5 protein-coding genes and 1 pseudogene are annotated in these 7,112 nt (G+C 69.2%); 1 reads left to right on the plus strand and 5 read right to left on the minus strand.

Annotated elements, in window-relative coordinates:
- Nucleotides 1-156 precede the first annotated feature (156 nt).
- The 5 genes and pseudogenes from VN378_RS15475 to VN378_RS15495 form a co-directional block, all read right to left on the minus strand.
- Nucleotides 157-780 carry a M23 family metallopeptidase gene (locus tag VN378_RS15475; protein WP_325744456.1) on the minus strand — a complete coding sequence of 208 codons (624 nt, stop codon included), beginning with the start codon at nt 778-780 and terminating at the stop codon, nt 157-159.
- A 224-nt stretch (nt 781-1,004) separates the two neighbouring features.
- Entirely contained in the window at nt 1,005-2,819 is a 1,815-nt protein-coding gene (locus VN378_RS15480; RefSeq protein ID WP_325744457.1) for an autotransporter domain-containing protein, read from the minus strand.
- Between the two features lie 90 nt (nt 2,820-2,909).
- A complete protein-coding gene (gene serA, locus VN378_RS15485) occupies nt 2,910-4,166 on the minus strand; it encodes a phosphoglycerate dehydrogenase (protein ID WP_414642263.1) in 1,257 nt (418 codons plus the stop codon).
- Between the two features lie 105 nt (nt 4,167-4,271).
- Nucleotides 4,272-4,802 (minus strand): annotated as a pseudogene (locus tag VN378_RS15490) (HAD-IB family phosphatase); the annotation flags it as partial.
- Nucleotides 4,803-4,986: 184 nt separating this feature from the next.
- Nucleotides 4,987-6,393 (minus strand): SDR family oxidoreductase, encoded by a 1,407-nt coding sequence (locus tag VN378_RS15495; RefSeq protein WP_325744458.1) that lies wholly within the window; start codon nt 6,391-6,393, stop codon nt 4,987-4,989.
- A gap of 151 nt (nt 6,394-6,544) precedes the next feature.
- Between VN378_RS15495 and VN378_RS15500 the strand changes: the two genes are divergently transcribed.
- A partial coding sequence (locus tag VN378_RS15500; RefSeq protein ID WP_325744459.1) for an Hsp33 family molecular chaperone HslO occupies nt 6,545-7,112 on the plus strand: 568 nt, incomplete at its 3' end.

Genomic DNA, 7,112 nt, shown 5'->3' on the forward strand with positions numbered 1-7,112 from the left:
CGCGGGTCCCATGCCGGGAACGCAAACGCGGCCGGCGGCCTCGCAGCGGCGCCGGTCGTGATCGAACGCTATGCGGTAGATGACGCGTTCCAATACACCCTCCCGGCGAGACTATCGCGGAAGAGTGGTGAAGAAACCGTGGCCGTGGGCCGGAATTCAGGCGGCGGCGGTCTGCACCACGACCTGGAACTCGCGCCCCAGGACCTTGACAGGATTCACCTGACGATCGCCACGGCGGACCTCGAAATGCAGATGGGGGCCGGTCGAACGCCCGGTCGAGCCGACCAGACCGATGCGCTGGCCGCCCTCGACGCGGTCGCCCGACGCCACATCGAGACGGCTGAGGTGGCCATAGAGGGTGCTCATGCCGTTGGGGTGGCGGATTTCGACAAACCGGCCGTAGCCCGCCGCGTCATAGCCGGTGCGGACGACTTCGCCCTCGGCGGCGACGAAGACGCCGGTTCCCTGCGGGGCCGCGATGTCGACGCCCTCATGGTTGCGCATGGCTTGGCCGGGCATCCGGCGGGGACCGAAGGGGGAGTTGATCGCATAGTCCTTCACGGGCCTGTCGAAAGCGATCAGGCGGGTGACCGGACCGGCCGCCTCGGCCACGGCGGTGACGGGCGGAGCTTCGGGAATGGCGAAGGTCGCGACCGGCGCGATCGGGTCGGGGGCCGACAGCGGCGCGGCGGCCATGGCCAGGACGGCTACGCCTGCCAGGACGGCGGCCTGGCCGGAATGGATGAGAAACGACCGGGCGGTCGGCAACAGGCGTCGCATGCGGCGTCGGCTCCGTATTCGGCTCGCGAGAGCAGGGGGGGAGGGGCGCCGGCGGGCCGCAACAAACGCGACACACTGCGGCCAGCGACCGGAGAGAGCGCCGTTCTAGGAGGCTGCGGGGGCTACTTTGGGGCGAGCGAACGCGTCAGGTCGTCGCAGGGTGGAACGAAAAAGGGCGCGCGACCCGTCAGGATCGCGCGCCCCTTGTCGGGTGGCGTCTTCGCCTACAGCGGCAGGCGGAAGGTGATGGCGCCCACGTGGCTGTCGGCCTGGTCGCCGAAGCGGCCGCGATAGCCGATGTTCATGCTCACCGGGCCGAGGTCGGCGTCGACGCCGGCCGAGGCGATCAGGGAGCCGCCGAAGGGATCCTCGATCTCCCGGGCCAGAATCTGGGCCGGATTGGCGGTGATCCGGGTGCGGACGGCGTCGCTGCTGTCGCCGAAGGAGTCGCGATAGCCGCCCTCGGCATAGAAGCTGAAGCCGTCGCCGCCGCCTTCGGCCCTCAGCGAGACTTCCCCGCTGGCGGCCTGGACGGTGCGGTCCTGATACTCGTACTGGGCCGCGACGCCCTGTTCGGTGTAGCCGTTCACGTCGGTCGAGACGAAGCTGACCGCGGCGCGCGGCGACAGGCTGATCCCGCCCATGTCGAACCAGACGCCGCCCTGGACGCGGGCGCCCAGGCTTCCACCGTCGGTTTGGCCAGTGTGGACGATCGGAGCCACCGAGGTGACGCGCGTGATGTCGTCATACTGATCGATCGAGCCGCCGACCGTGGCGTTCACGAACATGGAGCCCGAACGCCAGCCTGCGAACGCGTCGATGGCGAAGGATTCGACATCGAACGCCATGGCGCCGGCCTCGACCTCGGCCATGCGGTAGGTGGCGGTGAAGCCCATCCGCGTGCTTTCGGACGCGACGTGATCCAGACCGGCGCGGACGCCCCAGCCGGTCGCGTCCGCCGCCGCCACGCTGCCGCGGGCGTCGGTTTCGACGCTGTCGGCGATGGCCCCGAAGGTCATGTGAGTGCCGGCTTCCCAGGCGGCGCGCCCCGACAGGCCTTCGCTGGACAGATCCAGAAGGTCCTCCCGCTGGCGGAAGGCGGTCTCGGCCTGGACGGACGATTGGGCGCCGATGTCGCCGTAGTACAGATAGTCATTGGCAAGCCGGGCGAGCAGCTGATGGCCGGCCGCGGTGGGGTGAACGCTGTCCCAGTAGAGATAGGTCCCGGGCGTGGCGCAGATGGTCACGCCGTTGAAGCAGGCGTCCCGCGCATTGGTCAGGCCAAAGGCGCCCGGATTGCCGGCCAGGGTCGCGCCGATCTTGTACAGGTCCATCAGGATGATGTTGGACCCCGGGCGGGCCGCGGCCGTGGTCATCAGGCCGTTCAGCAGCGCCCCGTTGAACTGGGTGCCGGCGTAGTCCGCGAGCGGCGCGGCGGGCGCCCCGGCTCCCTGGTTGAACTGCGGCGTCAGGGCGAGATTAGGCAGGTTCGAGACGAGGATGGTTCCCGCGCCCGCGGTCGCCACGTTGTTGACGATGAAGTTGATGTCCGCCGCCGCGGCCAGGGCCACAGGCCGGATGACGCCCGTCGGGTTGGCCGAGGCTCCCGCCGCCGGAACGGCCTGGAAGATGTTGTTGGCTCCGCCCAGGATGCTGACCAGATCGGTCGAGCCGAAGGTCCCGCCTGCGCCGGTGTAGGCCAGCAGCTGGTTGCGCATGCCGGGAGGGCTGGCCGAACTGTCGGTCCGGGCGCCGCCGAAGGCGTAGTTGACGCTGCCGGTGACCGGCGCGCCGGCCGTATAGCGCCCGGCGCTGAAGCCCAGAAGCTCGGTGAAAACCGGGCCGTTGGAGAAGCGACCCTGGAAATACGGCGGCGAGGTCGGCTGGCCCGAGATCGCATACAGGTTGCCGTTGTCGCTCAGGCTGTCGCCGAACACGACAAGACGGCCGTAGCTCTGGGCGCTGGCGGCCGAGGCCATGGCGCCGGCGGCGGCGACCGTCAGTGCGGCAAGCGCCGCGCTGCGCAGGAAACGAGACATCGATGATCCTCCCTCGGCCGTCATCATGCGACCGTTGAGGGCAGTGTGCGCCGGTTTCGCGTCCGCGCAAGATGCCGTCAGGGAAGGTATTCAGTGCAGCATGCGGAAACGCAGCGTTCCGGCAACACTCTTCAGGGCACGGAGGGCTTCCGGATCGTAGTCGCGGTCGACGTCGGTGATGACATAGCCGGTGCGTTCGTCGGTCTTCAGGTGCTGGCCGAGAATGTTCAGGCCGGCGGCGGTCAGTTCGCGGTTCAGTTCGGCGAGGACGCCGGGCTGGTTGCGGTGGATGTGCAGGATGCGGTGGGCGCCCGTCACCTCGGCCAGCTGCACATTGGGCAGGTTGACGCAGAAGGTGGTGTCGCCGCGGTTGAGGTAGGCCAGCAGCCGTTCGGCGGCGAATTCTCCGATGGCTTCCTGGGCCTCCTCGGTCGAGCCGCCGATGTGCGGGGTCAGGATGACGTTGGGCAGGCCGCGCAGGGGGCTGTCGAAGGGGTCGGCGTTGGTCGCGGGCTCGTCGGGGAAGACGTCGATGGCCGCGCCGCCGATCCGGCCGGCGCCCAAGGCCTGGGCCAGGGCGCCGATGTCGACGACATGACCGCGCGACAGGTTCACCAGCAGGGCGCCCGGCTTCATCTTCGACAGGCGCGCTGCGTCGATCAGGGCGGCGTTGTCCGCGCGGCCGTCGACGTGCAGGCTGACGACGTCGGCCTCGGCCAGCAGGGCGTCCAGCGAGGCCATGCGGCGCGCGTTGCCCAGCGCCAGCCGTTCGGTCAGGTCATGGAAGACGACGCGCATGCCCAGACCTTCGGCCAGCACCGACAGCTGCGAGCCGATGGCTCCGTAGCCGACGATGCCGAGGGTCTTGCCGCGCAGTTCGCGCGAGCCGGTCGCGGACTTGTTCCATTCGCCGCGGTGCATGGCGGCGGACTTGTCGGCCACGTCGCGCATCAGGGCGATGGTCAGGCCCACGGCCAGTTCCACCACCGACCGGGTGTTGGAATAGGGGGCGTTGAAGACGGCCACGCCGCGGGCGGCGGCCGCCTCGAGATCGATCTGGTTCACGCCGATGCAGAAGGCGGCGATCGCCATCAGCCGGGGCGCCGCCTCCAGCACGCGGGCGCTGACCTGGGTCTTGGATCGCACGCCCAGGACGTGCACGCCCTGCAGGGCCTCGATCAGGGCCTCCTCGTCCAGGGCGCCCTTCATGGTCTCGACCGAATAGCCGGCCTCGTGCAGCCGTTCGACGGCGGCCGGATGGATGTTCTCCAGCAGCAGGATGCGGATTCGCGCGCGGGGATAGGACCAGCGGCCGGCCAGACCTTCGGTGTGAAGAAACTCGTCCATCGACGGGGCCTCGAAGTCCGCCGCGGCGACGACCCGCTCGCGGCGCACGATCTCGGTGAAGGCGTGGAAACGGTCCGCCGCCCCCGAGAGCCGGACCTCGGCGTCGGTCCAGCCATCCCCGATCATGACGACGGGCTCGGGGAAGGCCCGGGCGCGCACGGCGACCGCCTTTCCGTCGGCGTGGGCGAGAGGATTGTTCTCGTCGACCCCCGTGACGCGGCCTTCGAGATCATAGGTCAGGTCGTTGCACAGCACGCGATCGGGCGCGATGTGAAGGTGATCAGCCAGGGGAGCGATGATCTCGCGGAAACCGCCGGACAGGATGATGATGCGGTCGGCGTTGTCGTGGAAGAAGCGCAGGTTGCGCCGCACCGAGGGCGTGCCCTCGTCCAGAATCCGGGCGGCCAGCTCGGCCACATGGTCCCGGGTGAGGGGCAACAGCTCGAGACGGCGGCGCAGGGCCTCTCCGAACGGCATCTCGCCGGTCATGGCCTGATCGGTCAGGCGCACGATCTCGGCGCCGACGGCCGCGGCGTCGGCGGCGCCGGCCAGGGCGATGTCCGCCAGAGCCTCCAGCGTCTCGATACGGACGAGGGTGGAATCGAAGTCGAAGACGAAGGTCGCCGGATCAGCCATGGCGTGACCTTGGCCCACCTTCGCAGTTGCAGCAATGGGGTCGGCCCGGGTTCAGAAAAACACAGTCCGAAGAGTCCACAGAGTCCACTGAGTCCACTTCGCCCGAACTGAATCGCCGGCCGCCCCGCAAAGGGCGACCGGCGATCATGATGGCAGGGCGCTACGTCGGATTTGGACGCAGGCGTCAGAATTTGCCGAGACTGCGCAGGCGGCTGTCGGGGCGGCGCGCTTCAAGGGCGGCGGCGCCAATGGCGGCGGCGATGGTGGCCAGGGCCAGGACGGCGCCGCCCTCGCGGGCGTGATCCCGGGCGTAGTCGCCGGCGTCATGGGCGTAGCGACGGGCAGTCTTGCCGTGCTTCTTCAAGGCCTTGCGCGAGGAATGTCGAGCACCGTGGAGGATGCGCTCGCCCCGGTGCCGGGCCTCTTCGCTGAAGTCGGAGGCGCGTTCGCCCGCGTCCGTCAGGCCGTGGCGCACGGTTTCGGCCAGATCGCCAAAGCGGTCGCGCAGGGCGTGGGTGTCGATCCAGCCTCGCGGGTCGATGCGGCTGCGCAGCCGCTCATAGCGGGTGGGGCCCGAACGCTGGTTCAACAGCAGGGCGGCGATGCCGATTCCGGCGAGGACGGCGACGACGCCGCCGGCGATTCCCGGGTGTTTGCGAACTTCGGCGAGGGCTGAGAACTGGCGGACCATGGGATAGTGAACCTCTTCATCGAGGCCGTCCGCGGTGGGGTCGTAGAGCCCGTCGTCGAACGGCTGATACGCGGAACCTCTGTCCCGCATCAGGCTAGGAGCGAACCGGGCGAAAAGAGGTTCCGCCAGACCGGGCAGGGCGGAATAGAAGCTGGCGATCAGCCGCCCGCCGCCGCCGACGGTGATCTCGCGGATGGGATGGCTGGCGCAGTACAGGATGGTGTCGGCCACCACATGGGTGGCGTAGACCGGCTGGGGGTTCTGCACCGCCTGACCCGTCAGGTTGCGGGCGTGCCTGTTGTAGGGCGTGTCGATCGCCGACGGCTTGACCAGCGACACGGTGATGGGCGCCTGTTCGCGCATCAGCTCCATGCGCAGGGCGTTGGTGAAGCCCTTCACCGCATGTTTGGAGGCGGAATAGACGCCCTGGATCGGAATCGGCGCGTCGGACAGAATCGATCCCACATTGATGATGGCCCCGCCGCCCGGACGTTCGCGCAGGTGGTCGGCGGCGATCATCGAGCCGTTGACCACGCCCCAGTAGTTGGTCTCGAACAACCGGCGCTGATCCTCCAGCGTGGTTGCGCGGATATTGCCGAAGATGGAGACGCCGGCGTTGTTGACCCAGGTGTCGAAGCCTCCAAAAAGGCGCACGCACTTTTCCGCGGCCTCGGCCAGGGCGTCGTAGTCCGCAACGTCGGCGACGGCCCAGGCCGCCCTGGCCCCCGCGCCCTGAAGTTCTTCGCACAGCGCCTTCAGGTCGTTTTCGCCGCGCGCGATCAGGAAGACGCAGGCGCCGGCCCTCGCCGCCCGCCGCGCCGTGGCCAGACCGATGCCCGAGGTGGCGCCGGTGATGACGATGGCCTGCTGGTTCAGGGGCTTGAGGGTTGCTTTGGTCATGAAACCGCCGGGTCTTTGCGCTTGAATCGGGTCTTGAACGAACGGGACCGAGGCCCCGCCGGTTCCTGCTGTAGCATGCAGGTCTTACCATTCGCGATGGCCGCGCCTATCTGACGGCGCTTCCGCACAATCGCCCTTTCCGAGGACGCCCGTGACCGATCACGCGCATACGACGCCCGCTCATCCCGCCGACGATCTGGCCGCCGCCTTCCAGATCGAGGGCTGGCCCGTGCGCGGCCGGCTGGTGCGGCTGGGAGAGACCATCGACGCCATCCTGTCGGCCCACGCCTATCCGGAGCCGGTCGCGGCCCTGCTGGGCGAGGCCTGCGCCCTGGCCGCGCTGGTGGGATCGAGCCTGAAATTCGAGGGGCGGCTGATCGTGCAGGCGCAGGGCGACGGGCCGGTGCGCTACGTCGTCGCCGACTACGACACGCAGGGTCATATGCGCGGCTATTGCCGGTTCGACGAGGCCGAGGTGGCGGCGGCGTCGCAAGGCTTCGCACGGCCGGGCGCGCGCTCGCTGCTGGGGCAGGGCGTCTTCGTCATGACGCTGGACCGCGGTCCCGATTTCGAACGCACCCAGGGCATCACGCCCATCGAGGGCGAGAGCCTGTCGCTGGCGGCCGAACACTATTTCCAGCAGTCCGAACAGATCCCGACCAGGGTCCGCCTCGCCGTCGGCGCGGTGGCGACCGACGCGGGCATGACGTGGCGGGCGG

It is taken from the genome of Brevundimonas sp. (genome assembly GCF_035561115.1).
In the GTDB taxonomy this organism is placed as follows: Bacteria; Pseudomonadota; Alphaproteobacteria; order Caulobacterales; family Caulobacteraceae; genus Brevundimonas.